Source organism: Sphingopyxis sp. Root154, from assembly GCF_001427105.1.
In the GTDB taxonomy this organism is placed as follows: Bacteria; Pseudomonadota; Alphaproteobacteria; order Sphingomonadales; family Sphingomonadaceae; genus Sphingopyxis.
In genome coordinates this window covers 384,344-397,823 of sequence record NZ_LMGI01000001.1, presented here as the reverse complement: position 1 = coordinate 397,823, position 13,480 = coordinate 384,344, and the positions used below count along the sequence as shown (strand labels likewise).

Here is a 13,480-nt window from a genome sequence, read left to right as displayed (position 1 = left end):
GATACGATGACAACCATAAAATCAGCGGGAAGATGGAAATGATCGAAGCCGACCACAATCAGACTGCGCGCCGGACATTCCTGGCCGGAAGCGCCGCCGGCGCCGCATTTGCCCTGTCGGGCTGCGTAACGACCGTCAGGGCAAGGGGACAGGAGCCGGTGCTGCAAGGCGTGCTGGCCCGCCCGGGCAGCGAGGAATATCGCCAGGCGACTTATGCGTGGAACGCATCTGTCCGGCACAGCCCGCCGCTGGTCGTGATCGCAAATGGTGCCGAAGATGTGGCCGCGGCCTTCCGCTATGCTGCCGCCAATGGCCTGCCCGTCGGGGTGAATAGTGCCGGGCACGGGGCCGTGGCCTCGATCGATCGGGGCATATTGGTCAGCACCCAGCGGCTTAAGAAGATAGAGATTGATCCGGTGACCCGCCTCGCAACGGTCGGTGCCGGAGTTAAATGGGGGGAGGCGCTCGAAGCCGCGCAACCATATGGCTTGCTGGGTCTGGGCGGTTCCTCGCCCGATGTGGGGGTCGTCGGTTATACCGTGGGCGGTGGGATGCCGATTATGGGCCGCAAGTTCGGTTTTGCCGCCGACCGCGTAAAAAGCTTTGAAGTGGTTACACCGGACGGGGTGATCCGCCATGTCGATGCAGCGAGCGAACCGGACCTGTTCTGGGGGCTGTGCGGTGGCTCGGGCAATCTTGGCATCGTGACCGAGATGACCTTTGAAATGATCCACATGCCAAGCATTTATGGCGGCGGAATCTTCTACGATGGCCGGGATGCTTCGGCTGTGATGCATCGCTATGTCGCATGGGCCGAATCCCTGCCCGAAGAGATGTGCACCTCGATCGCGATCATTTGGATGCCCGATAGCGAGGATGTGCCCCCGCCCATGCGCGGCAAGCCGGTGACGCATTTACGCATTGCATATGCGGGCAGTCGTGCGGAGGGCGAGCCGCTGCTGGCTCCGATGCGCGCAGTGGCCCCGGCGCTGCTCGACGCAGTGGCCGACATGCCCTATGCCCATTCCGGCTCGATCCACCGCGATCCGCACCTGCCGATCCCTTTCTATCATAGCGGTGTGCTGTTCCGCGAAGTGAACGGGGACACGGTCGATGCGCTGCTGGGCGCATGCGGGCCGGACACCAATATTCCGATGATCCTGTGGGAACTGCGCCAGCTGGGTGGCGGCTTCGCGCGCGGACCGGCGGCGGGCAATGCGGTCGGCGGGCGCGATGCGGCCTGGGGCATCTCGATCGTTGGCCTGAACACGCCGCAGACGGCTGCAGCGGTCGCGGAGGGGCTGGGCCGCGTGGTGCGCGCGCTTGCCCCCTGGTCGACCGGGGGGACCGCGATCAACCTGCATGGCATGATCGGCAATGAAGCGGATCGTGCGCGCGCCTGGGACGATGCGACCTATCAGCGGCTGGTGACTCTGGTCCACAGATATGATCCCAAGGGGTTGATGCGTTTTGGTCATGTGGTGGGACGCAACGCGGGTGGTTGACGTTGAACGCCGATGACCACAAGAGAACAGGAATGGATAATCTGGGTTCCGCATCGCGTCTCGCACCGCGGTTGAATCGCAACTTTTCGCTCTATCATCAGATCGAGGCGATTTTGCTCGAGCAGATCGTGACCGGCGAATTTGCGCCGGGAACGCAGCTGCCGACCGAAAAGGAACTTTGCGATCTCTACCACGTCAGCCGCCCGACCGTGCGGCAGGCGCTGGTCGGACTGGAAAGCCAGAATCTGGTGCGACGCGAACAGGGGCGCGGTACTTTCGTGCTGGAACCGGTTCGGCGCGATCGCATGGCGCTGGAAAAGATCGCGTTCAGCCGACTGCTGGAACCTGAAAAACTTACCCGGATTGCGCTCCAGCGAACGGGGGTCATCCGCGGGCACGGCGACGTGCACGCTAATCTTGGCCTGCCCAAGGACGCCGAGATTTTCTATTTTGTCCGGATTTTCATTCTGGGCACAACGCCGATCGGTGCGGCCAAGGTTCACCTGCCGATCGCTTTCTCTGACCGCCTGACCAAGTCAGACATGATCGCGGGCGATGTCCACCAGATGCTCGAGGAGCGTTGCGGGTTTCGCTTCGGAACAACGGACTGCGGGGTCGGCGCGGTGCTGGCGCAGCCATTTTATGCCGAAATGCTGGGCTGCCAGACCGGCGTGCCGCTGATTCACGCGCGTCGCACCGGGCTCGGCGGTGATCAACGGCCGCTCGAGCACACGGAACTCCTATTCCGAACCGATCGATGCGAAATCATACCATGATCACGCACCGGCCCCAAAATGCTGTCCATTTGCACTGAGAGTTCAGCCGGGACGGGTATATTCCCCTGAAAGTGACCCATGCTCTGCCCCTTCGCCTGGCTGTTGCGTGGGGGATATCGGAATGATTGGCTTGGCAAGTGATGACTAACCCAGGGCAACTCGCCGAGAGCCTGCTACGCCTCGACCTCGTCGCCCTCGATGAGCTGGGCTATCTGCCGTAGCCCGTCAGGCGGGGCGCTGCTGTTCCACCGGCTCAGCAAACTCTACGAATGGCCAACGTCGGCATCACCACCAACCTCCGCTGCAAATGGCCGACGTGTTCGGTGATCCCGAGATGGCCACCGCCCTGCTGGATCGGCCTACCTATCATTTGTTCTTCGTCGAAACCGGAAACGACAGCTTCCGGTTACGACCCAGCTCTGCAGCCCACAAACACGGCAAGAAAAATCAGCAGCTTGCCCCACAACCCGCACTGCGGGACATATCTTGGGCCCGGTCATCTCAATGAAACCCGGGGTCAGCTCTCAGTGCAAATCAACATGCCGCGCGACCTTGCAAGTCGAACCCTGCGTTAGCTCCAATGCAATTTTTCTTTCGTTCGAACTCGATTGCCTCTCGCGCCAGGCCTCTCAGATCAAGCGAGGTGCGAAGCCTCGAGGGCCCCGAAGTCCCGAAGCGGAAGTGCGAGCCTTTCGTCGCCCAATCAGTGTTCAATCGGGATGTAATCCATTCCGGCCGGGAAATAGACATAGAACAGGCAGGGCTCATCGCTCAGGCACTGATTGATATGCCCGGCATTTCCGGGCTGGAACCAATAGCTGCCCGGCACAATCGGGCTTGCTTTTCCAGCTTTGGTCTCGCGCGCGGATTCGGTGCCGCTCAGCATGACTCCCCAATAGTCCGAGCTGTGAATATGCATCGGCGAAAGGCCGCCCGGCATTACCCGGAACACGGCTGCGAAAGGCTTCCCGACCACGCCCGGTTCGCCAAAGACAACGGCCATCGCCGGGCCGGCATCGCCCATTTCGGGGATCATCGGAACCCATTTCGCGTCTTCGGGCGAGACGATTACAGGCGCGGCGGCGATAGTTTCGGCCAAGGCCGGAATGGCGCCTGCGGTGAAGCTGGCGGCAAATGCCAGTGCTGCCGCGGTGAGGGTGGTCGTGAGTTTCATGATCTTTTCCTTGTTCGGTTCGATTTAGACAAATGGTTTTCAGCCGCGGGCAGGACGGCCAGATGATCCGCATCCCTAGTCATGATGTCGGAGCTTTGCGGCCCGATCGGCATACATGGGTGATGATGTCATCTCGCGGATGACGCGGCGGACGAGCATGTTTCTCTGATCTGGCAGCTTGGCGGTCACAATGGTGTCGGCCGCGACCCGAGTGAACCGGATCGCGGCTGAATTCTTCCTCGCGATACAGGATCAGAAATTGAACTTCACCGACACCCCATAAGTGCGCGGCGGGGCGTACTGGATGGCGTCGCCCTGTATTTGCGAATATAAAAGCACGGCGTAATCTTCATTGGCGAGATTGCGACCAAACAACATGACTTCATAGCTTTCGTCTGGCGATGTCCAGGAAATCTGCGCGTTGACCATATGATAGGCCTTTTGGCGCAGGCGCTCGTCAGCTTCGGCAAAGAAGCCGTCATTGTACGTATAAGTGCCGTTCAGCTTGAACTCGCCAACCGAAGAGGGAATCCGATAATCGAGGCCGACCGTCCCCACAAGATCCGGTGCTACGGGCAATTCATTGCCTTTCGCATCGAAGGTGCCAAAGGCCGTGCCGCCGCCCGGAATTGGCGTGCTCAGGACAGCGGTATCGAAATCGAGATATTCGCTGTGCAAAAGGGCGAGGGACGCATGAACTTTCAACCGCGACGAGACGAGCCAATCAGCATCGAGATCCAGGCCATAGAGTCTCGCTTTGGCGCCGTTATAGATGCTTAGAACGCCGCCGTTCAGATCCTGCACCTGGATATTGCTGTAATCATAGTAAAATGCGCTGGCATTGAAGCGCAGACGGCGATCAAATAGACTGCTTTTGATGCCGACCTCATAGGCATTGATCGTCTCAGGCTCATAGGCCGGTGCGTTCGGATTGCCGGGGCTGAAACCACCGCTCTTGAACCCGCGATTATATGACGCGTAACCCAGAATATCGTCCGAGAAGTCATGATCGAGCGACAGTCGCGCGGTTAGCGCGCGTGTTGAAAGTTTCCCTCCGCCGGAAACGGTGCCGACGACGGGTCCATCGATAATCGGAATCGATTGTCCAACCGCACGAAGGGTCCATAAAATGTCCGCGTCGCGCTGCTCCCACGAATAACGAAGTCCGGCGGTCAAGCGAGTCGTATCGGTAATCTTATATGTTCCTTGGCCATAAACAGCCTGAGATTTCGTGTGGTTTTTTGTATTAATCGTTATTCTGATCGGAGCATAAAACGGACCATAAAGCTCTACGGGGTCATATTTCGATTTTTCGGAAAAGAAATATGCCCCAGCGGTCCATGTCAGTGGACCACTGTTATCCGATGATAGCTGAAATTCCTGGGAATATTGATTATGTTCTTCACTGATTTCGAGATTGGAAACAACATTTGAATTAGGCGTAAGGCCACCGTTGAATGATATTTCATTCTTACTGGAACGATAAGCGGAAATGCTCTGCAATGTCGCAAAGCCCATGTCATATTCTGCGGTCAAAGATACGCCGCCGGCTTGCAAGCGGCCATAAGGATCATATGTGCCGTTCATGTCCCGGCGGTCACGGATTTCCGGTCCAGCGCCGCCCAAGGGCGTCGTTCCAGGAGCCGAGGTGAAGACCGGAGAGTAGCGAGAGCGCTGATAATTTGCTGCCAACACAAAACTCAAGTCATCAGATGGCGCAAATTTGATCTTCGATCGAAGTCCCAGTGACCGTTTGTAATCAATCCTGGTGCCGGTGAAAATATTCTTCGCATATCCATCGCTTTGATGCGAAAAATCGAACGCGAAATCAGCGGCGACTATGTCCGATCCGCCGGTAAAGTAACCGGATGCGCTGACCGTATCGTAATTGGCATAGACAATAGCGAAATTACCACCAAGGTCGGGGGAAGGATCCATCGTGCGAATCTGGATAAGACCGCCGGTGGCGTTGCGGCCAAAAAGCGTGCCCTGCGGTCCGTTGATGACCTCGACCGAACGAATGTTGCTGAAATCTGAAACGCCGCCGATTGGCTGAGCAATATAGACGCCATCGACATAAAGCGCGACGGCATTTTCGATGCCGGGGCCATTGCCGAGCGTCCCGACACCGCGCAAGCGAGGCTGAATATAAGATCCCGAAGCAGCCACGCTCAAGCTGGGCGCGAGCAACGGCAGATCGGCGGCGCTATTGACGCCGGACGCGGCGAGATCGCCGCCCGAAATCGCGGTGATGCTGATCGGCACGTCCTGAAGATTTTCCGAGCGGCGCTGCGCCGTCACCACAATCTCGCCGATTTCCAGCTTTTCAGTATCTGCGGAGACTTGTGCGTCTTGAGATTGTGTGGCTGCCGTGTCGGATGGATTGATATCTACGGTCGGCGCGTTCTGCGCGAACACGGGTGATGCCAAAGCGATTCCCAACACGAATAAGCTGGTACGGCTTGTTATCTTCATTCCAATTCTCCCCTGATCAAGTTTATATTCTTGGATTTTAACTGAAAAATTTGCGTTCAAACTGTAGACGGGCACGTCCAGTTCGTTGGAGAAAGGGCGTTCGTTGATCGTGGGATGCGGCCATGCCCCCCTTCATCCGATCGCCCTCTCTTCATCGGGCTTCAGATGCCGGATCGCTGAGGATCTCGGCCATCGGCGTGAAAGCGCGAACCTCCGGCAACGGTCCATCAAAGAGTTCGATCTCGACCAGGCAACTGTGCGCCGTGGGGCCTTGCGCCAAGGAGGAACTGCCTTTGTCACGGGTCAACACATTGGGATTTCCGTGAACTTCCAATGGCTTGTCTTCCACTGGGTCCATTGACCAATACCAGGCGCCTGTCGCCAGCTCGACGACATTCTCGCTCAAATCCTCGCTGATCACGGCGGCGGCCAGGCAGGCGCCGCGATCATTGAAGATCCGCACGATGTCGCCGTCCGTTATCCCGCGGGCGGCAGCATCGCGGGCGGTCATCCGTACCGGCTCGCGCCCCTTGATTTTGGCGGACCGGCTGGCCGGACCATGATCGAGCTGGCTGTGCAGCTTCAGGCGCGGCTGGTTGGAGATCATGTGCAGCGGAAATTGCGTGCTCCGCGGGGCGCCAAGCCATTCTTCCTTGTCCAGCCAGACCGGATGGGCAGGGCAATCATCATAGCCAAAGCCGCCGATAACCTCGGAGAAAATCTCGATCTTGCCGCTGGGTGTCGCAAGCGGATTGGCTGCGGGATCGCTGCGGAAGCGTTCCAGCGTGAATGGCACCTCGGGCAACTGGTCGCCATAATAGATCTGTTCGCCTGCCCAGAATTCCGCAAAGGGTGGTAAAGTGACCCCCTGTTCCGCCGCGCGGGCGCGCGTTTCTTCATGCAGATATTCAATCCATTCGATTTCGGAACGCCCCTCGGTAAAGGCTTGTTCGATCCCGAAACGTTGCGCGATACCGCTGAAGATCTGATGATCGGTCCGCGCCTGGGCAAAGGGCTGCACGACCTGGCGCATCGGTGACATGTTGGCTCCGTCGGTGTCTGCGCCCCAATCCTGTCGCTCCAGCATCGTCGCGACGGGAAATACGATGTCGGCATGACGCGCCGCGCCGGTCCAGAACGGATCGTTGATGATGACCGTATGCGGCTTGCGCCACGCTTTACGCATGCGGTTGAGATCCTGGTGGTGATGGAACGGGTTGCCGCCCGCCCAATAGATCAGCTGAACATCAGGATAGGTCAGCGTTTGACCGTCATATGTGAAAGACCCGCCCGGCTTTTCGAGCATCTCCGTTACGCGGGAGACCGGAATGAAACTGCCGGTGGGATTTTCACCTTGGGGAACGGAGGCACACCGGAAGGGCGAACATCGGCGTCCGCCAAAACCGACATTGTGCACACAGCCATAACCATAGGCGACGCCGCCGCCTGCCAAACCGATGTGACCGAGCATGGCCGCCAGGACGGTGCCCATCCAATAGGCCTGTTCGCCATGTTCCTGACGCTGGAGCGACCAGCTTAATCCGATGACGCTGCGCCCGGCTGCAATCTTGCGGGTTAACTGGCTGATTTGCTCGGCATCGATGCCGCACAGGCCCGACGCCCAGGCTGCGTCTTTGGGAACGCCATCCTCGGTTCCCAGGAGATAGGGCAGAAAGCGATCGAAACCGACGCAATAACGTTCCAGAAAGGCGGCGTCATGCCGGCCCTCGGTGTAAAGAACATGCGCCATCCCCAGCATCAGCGCCACATCGGAACCGGGCCGTGCCGCGACCCATTCGGCATTGAGGAAATCGGCCGTGTCGCTGCGGATCGGGCTTATATTGATGAACGTGACACCGGCATCGCGCATCTGCTTTAACTGGGCAGACGCACTATGGGCATGAAGGCCGCTGGCGTTGACTTGGCTGTTTTTGAGTGCAGCCCCGCCAAACAGCACGACCGTTTTGCAATGGGCGGCGATATCGTCCGCCGTTGGCGCTTCGCCCATGACGTGAAATGCATTCATGCCGATGATGTGAGGAAGAATGACCTCTGCGGCGGCAATGGAATAGGTGTTTGCCGAAGCGGTGTAGCCGCCGATCATATTGAGAAAGCGATGGATCTGGCTTTGGGCGTGATGGAAGCGGCCGGCACTGCCCCACCCATAGGATCCGCCGTAAATCGACTGGCTGCCGTGCTTGTCGCGTGCCTGACGAAGGGCGTCTGCGGCTAGATCGAGCGCGACATCCCAACTGACCGGGACATAGCGATCAATGCCGCGCAAATGCGGTTGGCTGTTATGCGGGTCCTTCAGATAAGAATCGCGCACCATCGGCTGCGGGATGCGGACCGCCGGATCGAGCATCGCCAGCATATTGTCCGCAATCGGGGTCGGTTCCTTGTCTATATCATAAGGATGAATCCCCAGGATATTGTCGCCGCTATGCTCGACGCGATAATTTCCCCAATGCGTACTCGTAGGCGTAAAAGTCGTGGCGGGAGCATCGGTCATAGCGGTTCCTCGTCTCTCAAAGTCTCGCGATTGTGCGGATATCGGCCCGTGCGCGACCGGCGGCAGAGGGCTGGAGCTAGGCTGACTGCGGGTTTTCGCTGCGCCCTACGACGCGGCCAAAGTGCGACCGGCCGTCCGGAACGGCTTCCTGCATGAGCGCGACGAGCCGACGATATGTCTCATCTTCCCGGAAGCGCGCACGATCTGCCTCATCGCCGATGACGCCATGCAGGCAGATGGCAGTCCGGCCCGTCGACCATCTCTCCAATGCGTCGAGGATGCCGCCGCCGACCGTATAGCCTGTCACGGCGACGTCGGACGACGAACCGGACTGATCTACAATCCCATAGGGGGAAGCGGTACGGTGCGTTTCGGACCCTTTCGCACCGGCGCCCACTATCTCCTTGCGATTGGCCGGGTCGATTGCCGACGTTTCCAATTGCTGGGTGCTGACCAGTACAACATCGTCGATGGGCGCGACGGCGCCACGGCCTGCGCGGTCCACGCCGACAGGAAGGTCGCGTGCTGCTGCAAGGCGGAAAGCAGCCTGCATATCCGAGTTATTGGCAACCCCAACGACCGACGATGGCTTGGACCGAAGCGATAAATTCCACGAACAAGCTGCCTTGACAGAGTTGGCCGCGCCAGGAAGCAAACATTCAGTCGGTGCGCTCTCGAACCCGGCTAGCCCCTTGCGTTCGGGCGCGCCAAGACGCTGGCCGGGCATCGTCATCAAAAATCCCTCCCATCATCGGCGGTCAATGCCCGCACGCACCGCTATTCCCACGCCTAACTTGTCGACTGGCAATATGCCGAACTTGTTGTGGCATGCTGCAGGACGCGGAAGCCGCTCGCCTAACAGCCGCAAAGATCATTGGAGTATATTTGTATTGTCATCATTACAACATGTCAAGTGGGCAGCGCGTTGAAGCGACCACCCACGTCAGAGGTCGTTGCCTCGCCAGTGGCGCTCATGCACTCAAGATCTGCCTTCACCTCTCGGAAGGGACCGTCACTCGTTTCGGATTGATAGGGGGCTGCGCGGGTTAGGCGCTATCTGCCGAAGGCGGAGGTGCCATGAATGCCGACCTCGACTCGACCGTCCTCGCCTAGCCAGTGGAGCCCGGTGCAAGGTCGCAGCGGTCGCGCGCCACTCTCCCAGCACCGGGGGGTGTCGATGGTTCGCGAGGCGATGCCCGCGCCATTCTTTAAATCTTCGGCGGCGATGCCGGACAGCGCCGTTCCCCGCGTGGGTTCTCGTTGCAAGGGGATGCAGATCGAAACGCATGCGTGCTTCGGATGGCGTCCGTCCGGTGTTGAACCTAGGCCGCTCGACGAAAGCGCCGCGTGGCGATATGGACCGGCGCCAGGCCGCTCTGCCGGAGCGGCGAATTGTCAAAGGAAGCTTGTGGTAATCGATCCCAAATCCGACGGTTCCAGCTTCGATGCCGATGAGTGGCCATTCTTCTGGTTGACGCATGCAACAGGGCTCTATCTTTCCCGACTCGAAACCAGTCTGAAGCCGGTCGGCCTCGACATCGCGCGCTGGCGCGTCTTGATGTGCATTCGCCCTGTCGAAGCGCGCAGCGTCAGCGAAATCGCGGAACTCGCGATCGTCAAGCTGCCTACGATGATGAAGCTCATCCAGCGCATGGAAGGCGATGGACTCTTGCGCTGCGAACAGCGGATGAGCGACGGGAGGGTCACCGATGTATCGCTTACCGCCGCGGGACTCGAGGCGCGCAAACGTGCCTGGCATAGCGCGAGCAAGATTTTCTCTCAGATATTCGCCGATGCCGAAGGGCCCGATCCCGATCAGCTCAACAAGCTGCTGCGCACTCTCGTCGGGCGTTTGAGAGCGGCATGAATAAGATGCATTCGAGCCGGCTGGGTACTCAATCGCCTGACCGCGCGCTGCGCATCGCCTCCACGCGCCCCGGCGGAGTGTTTTTCGGGATTGCCGCCGATGCCGCCTCGACGCCGGCCCGTGCAAACCGGTTGCGTTGTGCCGGGATCGAAATTGCCCGATCGCACACGGAAATGAAACAGCCAGCCGGCTCGCCCGGCTGCCAGTGAAGGAACCGAAATGACCGAACGCAAATTGCATCCCGAAACCCTCGCGCTCCACGCTGGCTGGCGTGCCGACCCGGTCACGGGCGCCGTGGCTCCGCCGATCTACCAGAGCACTTCCTATCAGTTTCAGGACACGGGGCATGCCGCGCGGCTGTTCGCTCTTGAAGAGCTGGGAAATATCTACACGCGCATCGGCAACCCGACGACGGACATATTGGAGCAGCGTATTGCCGCGCTCGAAGGCGGGGCTGCCGCGGTGGCGGTGGCCTCGGGACAGGCAGCCTCGGCTTACGCCGTTCAGAACCTCGCGCAGCACGGCGACAATATCGTGAGCGGTACCGACCTTTATGGCGGAACCTATAATCTGTTCGCCAACACGCTCAAAAATCAGGGTCTGGAGGTTCGGTTTGTCGATCCCGCCGATCCGGACGCTTTCGTAGCAGCCAGCGACGAGCGGACGCGTGCCTGGTACGTCGAGACGCTGCCCAATCCCAAGCTGGTCGTCTGTCCGATCGGCGAGATCGCCGCTTTGGGGCGCCCCCTTGGCATCCCGCTGATCGTCGATAACACGTCGGCTCCCTTGCTGGCGCGGCCACTTGACCATGGCGCCGCGATCATCGTCTATTCGACCACCAAATATATCGGTGGCCACGGCACCTCGATCGGCGGTATGATTGTCGATGGCGGTAATTTCGACTGGAGCGCCTTTCCGCAGCGGCAGCCGATGCTCAATTCTCCCGATCCCAGCTATCATGGCGCCGTGTGGAGCGAGGCGGCAAAACCATTGGGTCCGATCGCATATGCGCTTCGCGCCCGGACAGTTTTGCTGCGCGATCTGGGAGCCGCGCTTTCGCCATTCAATGCCTTTCAATTGCTGCAAGGGCTCGAGACCCTGCCGCTGCGCATGCCGCGCCACTGCGAAAACGCCGCGAAGGTCGTCGCCTATCTTGCGACGCGGTCGGACGTGACGCGCATCATTCACCCCTCGGTGCAGACGGGTATCGAAGCAGATCGGGCGCGTCGGTATCTCGTCGGCGGTCTTGGGGGCCTGGTGGGGTTCGAACTGGACGGCGGCCGGGAGGCAGGCCGTCGCTTCATCGATGCGCTCGAGCTCTTTTATCATGTCGCGAATATTGGCGATGCCCGAAGCCTCGCGATCCATCCGGCGTCGACGACCCACTCGCAGCTTTCGGAAAGGGAGCAGGCCGCGACCGGCGTGTCGGCCGGCTATATTCGCTTGTCGATCGGGCTGGAGCACATCGAGGATATTCTGGCCGATCTGACGCAGGCTCTGGATAAAGCCGCCGGCTGAATATGGCGCGCAGTCCTGTCCGGCCATTGTGCGGATGCGAGGACAGGAGATAAATTGCGCGTCCGTTCGTGCCGTGCTGAAGGTCTAGCATTGGCAGCAGGCGACGCCAGCGAAGCACAAGCGCCTCGCTGCGTCGCCGATCCACGCGGGTCCCGAACCGCGCTCTTTTGGCCGCGCCGCGAATGACGACTGACCGGTCGCGGCGCGCGGTCGGAATTCGACCACAGGCGGCGCAGTGGCCCTGGGCCACATGCGCAGAGGCGAGCGACATGGATCGCACATCCATGTCGCAAAGCGAGCGATCTACGTCCTTTACGCTATCGGTGCGCCCGGCGGATACTCCGGCCTCGATCTGCGATGAAGGGTATCCCATGCACAATTTGACTCGGCGGACGATGGTCTCATCCGCTGTCATAGCGTTCGCCAGCCTTGCGCTTGCCGGGCGAGCGGCGACCGCTCACCAGGCTCCGGTGACATCGTCCGCGGCGTTCGATGCCTCCGGCAATCCGAACCCGGAAAAAATTGCGCGCTATCAAGCCCGCTTTGGCCGTGCCAAGCCCCTGGTTGCCGTCGTCGGACTCAATGAAGGAACCATAATCTCCGACTTCGTCATTCCGTACGGCGTGATGGCGCGATCAGGCGTGGCCGATGTCGTGTCGGTCTCGGTCAAGCCGGGCCCGGTGAAAATGCAGCCGCTCACCTTCGAACTGCAATCGACGATCGACGCGTTCGACAAGCGCTACCCCGAGGGTGCCGACTATCTGTTCGTCCCGGCCGTTGAAAACTTCAGTGACCCGGACCTGCTGAAGTGGGTGAAATCGCAGGGCGACAAGGGCGGCACCGTGATCAGCATCTGTTTCGGTGCGCTGGTTGTTGCCAGCACGGGCCTGTTCGATGGCCACCGCGCAACTTCCCATTATGGCAATGAGGAGATGCGCGCGGTGCGCTTCCCGAAGGTAAAGTGGGAGAAGAATATCCGCTATGTCGCAGACGGCAAGAGGGTGTCGAGCGCGGGCGTTAGTGCGTCCATGCCGACCTCGATTGCCCTCGTCGAGGCGATTGCCGGTCCGGAGAAGGCCGCCGAGGTCGCCCGCGATGTCGGTATCGACAGCTGGAGCTCGCGGCATGATAGCGACATGTTCCAGGCCGAGGCGGCCGAAGCGGGAATGCCGCCCGCCGATCAGCAGCCGCAGGTGACGCTCGGGATTCCGGTCAAGGCCGGAGACGACGAGATCGCGCTGGCCCTGACCGCCGAGACCTACAGCCGGACGGGTATCACCATGGCCTTTGCCGTGGCGGCGAGCAAAGCGCCCTTGCGCCTCGCCCATGGACTTGTGCTCTTGCCCGACCGGGTCGCGGGCGGACCCGATCCGGTCGACCGCACCCTAGCTCCCCTCGATGCGAGCCAGGCCACGCGCGCGCTCGGCATGTCGCTGGCCGACATCTCGAAAACCTACGGCCGGCAGGCCGCGCGCAACGTCGCGCTGTTCATGGAATATCCTGGCCCAATTGAATGAGCTGCTGCTGTGGATAATCGCAAGACGAACGAGGCGCGATCATCCCGAAGCGAGCAAGTTCAGCACCCACGTCGCGGCTGCCACCTACTTATTCGCAATGCGGACGGATGTACCTGGGCTTCGCGAGGGTCTCGGC

General features: G+C 60.1%; 10 protein-coding genes and 1 pseudogene. 7 read left to right on the top strand and 4 right to left on the bottom strand.

What is annotated here, in order from left to right; all coding sequences use genetic code 11:
* Positions 1-38 precede the first annotated feature (38 nt).
* The 3 genes and pseudogenes from ASD73_RS01705 to ASD73_RS23110 all read left to right on the top strand — a co-directional run.
* Positions 39-1,505 carry an FAD-binding oxidoreductase gene (locus ASD73_RS01705; protein ID WP_162248119.1) on the top strand — a complete coding sequence of 489 codons (1,467 nt, stop codon included), beginning with the start codon at positions 39-41 and terminating at the stop codon, positions 1,503-1,505.
* Between the two features lie 32 nt (positions 1,506-1,537).
* Positions 1,538-2,281 (top strand): GntR family transcriptional regulator, encoded by a 744-nt coding sequence (locus tag ASD73_RS01700; protein ID WP_056369699.1) that lies wholly within the window; start codon positions 1,538-1,540, stop codon positions 2,279-2,281.
* 152 nt (positions 2,282-2,433) lie between these two features.
* Positions 2,434-2,789, top strand: a pseudogene (locus ASD73_RS23110) (ATP-binding protein); the annotation flags it as partial.
* A 195-nt stretch (positions 2,790-2,984) separates the two neighbouring features.
* Here the strand turns inward: ASD73_RS23110 and ASD73_RS01695 are convergent.
* From ASD73_RS01695 to ASD73_RS01680, 4 genes are all read right to left on the bottom strand, one after another.
* Positions 2,985-3,455, bottom strand: a complete 471-nt coding sequence (locus tag ASD73_RS01695) for a hypothetical protein (RefSeq protein WP_056369700.1) — start codon at positions 3,453-3,455, stop codon at positions 2,985-2,987.
* A gap of 252 nt (positions 3,456-3,707) precedes the next feature.
* Entirely contained in the window at positions 3,708-5,930 is a 2,223-nt protein-coding gene (locus ASD73_RS01690) for a TonB-dependent receptor (RefSeq protein ID WP_082521291.1), read from the bottom strand.
* Between the two features lie 151 nt (positions 5,931-6,081).
* Entirely contained in the window at positions 6,082-8,442 is a 2,361-nt protein-coding gene (locus tag ASD73_RS01685) for a molybdopterin-dependent oxidoreductase (RefSeq protein WP_056369704.1), read from the bottom strand.
* A gap of 76 nt (positions 8,443-8,518) precedes the next feature.
* Positions 8,519-9,175 (bottom strand): FAD-binding protein, encoded by a 657-nt coding sequence (locus ASD73_RS01680; RefSeq protein WP_082521290.1) that lies wholly within the window; start codon positions 9,173-9,175, stop codon positions 8,519-8,521.
* A 444-nt stretch (positions 9,176-9,619) separates the two neighbouring features.
* Here ASD73_RS01680 and ASD73_RS01675 point away from each other — a divergent pair, with 444 nt between their 5' ends.
* The 4 genes from ASD73_RS01675 to ASD73_RS01660 all read left to right on the top strand — a co-directional run bounded on the left by ASD73_RS01675 (position 9,620) and on the right by ASD73_RS01660 (position 13,344).
* Positions 9,620-10,309, top strand: a complete 690-nt coding sequence (locus ASD73_RS01675; RefSeq protein ID WP_235534065.1) for a MarR family winged helix-turn-helix transcriptional regulator — start codon at positions 9,620-9,622, stop codon at positions 10,307-10,309.
* Positions 10,306-10,518 carry a hypothetical protein gene (locus tag ASD73_RS01670; protein ID WP_056375904.1) on the top strand — a complete coding sequence of 71 codons (213 nt, stop codon included), beginning with the start codon at positions 10,306-10,308 and terminating at the stop codon, positions 10,516-10,518. Before ASD73_RS01675 ends, ASD73_RS01670 begins: the two co-directional genes overlap by 4 nt.
* A 10-nt stretch (positions 10,519-10,528) precedes the next feature.
* Positions 10,529-11,827: an O-acetylhomoserine aminocarboxypropyltransferase/cysteine synthase family protein gene (locus ASD73_RS01665; protein WP_056369711.1), complete on the top strand. Its 1,299-nt coding sequence runs from the start codon at positions 10,529-10,531 to the stop codon at positions 11,825-11,827.
* Between the two features lie 269 nt (positions 11,828-12,096).
* On the top strand, positions 12,097-13,344 hold the full coding sequence (locus ASD73_RS01660; protein ID WP_162248118.1) for a DJ-1/PfpI family protein: 1,248 nt from the start codon (positions 12,097-12,099) through the stop codon (positions 13,342-13,344).
* Positions 13,345-13,480: the final 136 nt, after the last annotated feature.

Excerpts from the sequence above, each read along its gene's own strand:
- ASD73_RS01705 (WP_162248119.1), top strand. The coding sequence starts at position 39 with ATGATCGAAGCCGACCACAATCAGACTGCGCGCCGGACATTCCTGGCC.
- ASD73_RS01700 (WP_056369699.1), top strand. The coding sequence starts at position 1,538 with ATGGATAATCTGGGTTCCGCATCGCGTCTCGCACCGCGGTTGAATCGC.
- ASD73_RS01695 (WP_056369700.1), bottom strand. The coding sequence starts at position 3,455 with ATGAAACTCACGACCACCCTCACCGCGGCAGCACTGGCATTTGCCGCC.
- ASD73_RS01690 (WP_082521291.1), bottom strand. The coding sequence starts at position 5,930 with ATGAAGATAACAAGCCGTACCAGCTTATTCGTGTTGGGAATCGCTTTG.
- ASD73_RS01685 (WP_056369704.1), bottom strand. The coding sequence starts at position 8,442 with ATGACCGATGCTCCCGCCACGACTTTTACGCCTACGAGTACGCATTGG.
- ASD73_RS01680 (WP_082521290.1), bottom strand. The coding sequence starts at position 9,175 with ATGACGATGCCCGGCCAGCGTCTTGGCGCGCCCGAACGCAAGGGGCTA.
- ASD73_RS01675 (WP_235534065.1), top strand. The coding sequence starts at position 9,620 with ATGGTTCGCGAGGCGATGCCCGCGCCATTCTTTAAATCTTCGGCGGCG.
- ASD73_RS01670 (WP_056375904.1), top strand. The coding sequence starts at position 10,306 with ATGAATAAGATGCATTCGAGCCGGCTGGGTACTCAATCGCCTGACCGC.
- ASD73_RS01665 (WP_056369711.1), top strand. The coding sequence starts at position 10,529 with ATGACCGAACGCAAATTGCATCCCGAAACCCTCGCGCTCCACGCTGGC.
- ASD73_RS01660 (WP_162248118.1), top strand. The coding sequence starts at position 12,097 with ATGGATCGCACATCCATGTCGCAAAGCGAGCGATCTACGTCCTTTACG.